Origin of the sequence: Pseudomonas sp. Gutcm_11s, from assembly GCF_028649395.1 — a bacterium.
Classification (GTDB): domain Bacteria; phylum Pseudomonadota; class Gammaproteobacteria; order Pseudomonadales; family Pseudomonadaceae; genus Aquipseudomonas.
Genome location: NZ_JAQSUW010000012.1, coordinates 198,402 through 200,199, shown reverse-complemented (window position 1 = coordinate 200,199; position 1,798 = coordinate 198,402). Strand labels below are relative to the sequence as shown.

Annotated in this window: 1 protein-coding gene; it reads left to right on the top strand. The window is 68.9% G+C overall.

What is annotated here, in order from left to right:
• Positions 1–1,798, top strand: a 1,798-nt coding sequence (locus tag PTT45_RS09835) for a beta strand repeat-containing protein (protein ID WP_273813010.1), incomplete at both ends; no start/stop codon positions are given.

Sequence of the window (1,798 nt, the reverse complement as noted above, 5' to 3'; positions counted from 1 at the left end):
CGGCAGCAACAGCTTCACCGGGCCGCTCAGCGTGCAGGCCGGCAACCTCGAAGTCAGTGGCGGCAGCGCACTGGCGGATACCACCCAGGTCGACCTGGCCAGCGGCACCCAGCTGCTGGTCAGCGGCAACGAGACCATTGGTGCGCTGGCTGGCGCGGGGGGCGTGACCGTCAACAACGGCTTCACCCTCGGCCTGGGTGGCAACAACCAGAACAGCAGCTTCGGCGGCGTCATTGGTGGCGCCGGCGGCCTGGACAAGGTCGGCAGCGGCGCCCTGACCCTCAGCGGCGCCAGCACCTACGGCGGCGGCACCAGCGTCAGCAACGGCACGCTGAACGTTACCGGCTCGTTGGATAGTGCGGTCAATGTCGCCAACGGCGGCACCCTGACCGGCAGCGGCAGCATCACCGACAGCGTAACCGTCGCCTCGGGCGGCGCCCTGAATGCCAGCAGCGGCCAGCAGCTGACCGTGGACGGCCTGAACATGGCGGCCGGCGCGCAGCTCAACGTGGCACTCGGCGCACCCAGCACCAATGCGCTGGTCCGGGTCAACGGCGACCTTGCCCTCAACGGCACCCTCAATGTCAGCGCGCTCAACGACTTCGGCCTCGGCGTCTACCGGCTGATCGACTACAGCGGCGCCCTCAGTGGCAGCGGCCTCAGCCTGGGCAGCCTGCCCGCCGCAGTGCTCGGCGACCTGGCCACCATCCAGTCGATCGGCAACGGCCAGGTCAACCTGGTGCTGCAGGATGACGACTCGCTGCTGCAATTCTGGGATGCCGGCGCCGACACCCTCGGCGGCATTCTCGGCGGCAGCGGCACCTGGGGCATCGGGCAGACCACCTGGACCAACATCACCGGCACCACCGCCGGCGTATGGACATCGGGCTTCGCCGTGTTCGGCGGGCTGAACAGCGGCACGGTCAACGTGGTGGGCAACCAGACCGCCACCGGCCTGCAGTTCACCACCGATGGCTACCTGCTCAACGGTGCCGGCAGCATCGGCACGGCCAACGGCAGCTCCCCGCTGACCGTGCGCGTCGACTCGGGCCTGACCGCGACCATCGACACCCAGATCACCGGCAATGGCGGCCTGACCAAACGCGACTTCGGCACCCTGATCCTCGGCGGCAACAACGACTACCTCGGCGACACCACCCTCAGCGAGGGCGTGCTGCAGGTCGCCAGCGACAACAACCTGGGCAATGGCGGCGATCTGCTGTTCAACGGCGGCATCCTGCGCGTGACCGGCACCGGTTTCACCGGCACCAGCCGCGACATCACCTGGCAGGCCGGCGGTGGCGGCTTCGACATCGTCGACGCCGGCAACACCTTCACCCTCGGCCAGAGCCTCGGCGGCAGCGGCGGGCTGAGCAAGGACGGCGCCGGCATCCTGCAGCTCAACGGCGCCAGCAGCTACAGCGGCGGCACCAGCCTGAATGCCGGCAGTTTGGTCCTAGGCAACGACAGCGCCATTGGCAGCGGCGCCCTGAACGTAACCGCCAACAGCAATCTCGGCGCCGCCGGCGACCGCAACCTGACCAACGCCCTGGTGCTGAACACCGGCACCACACTCAACCTGACCGGTGATGACTTCACCCTCAATGGACTGATCAGTGGCGCCGGCGCCCTGAACCGCAGCGGCAGTGGCGACCTGACCCTCAACCACGCCAACACCTATGCAGGGGGCACCACTATCGGTGGCGGCACCCTGACCCTCGGCAGCAACACCGCGCTCGGCACCGGCGGCCTGACCATCGCCGGCGCCAGCAACCTGGACAGCGCCAGCGCACGCACC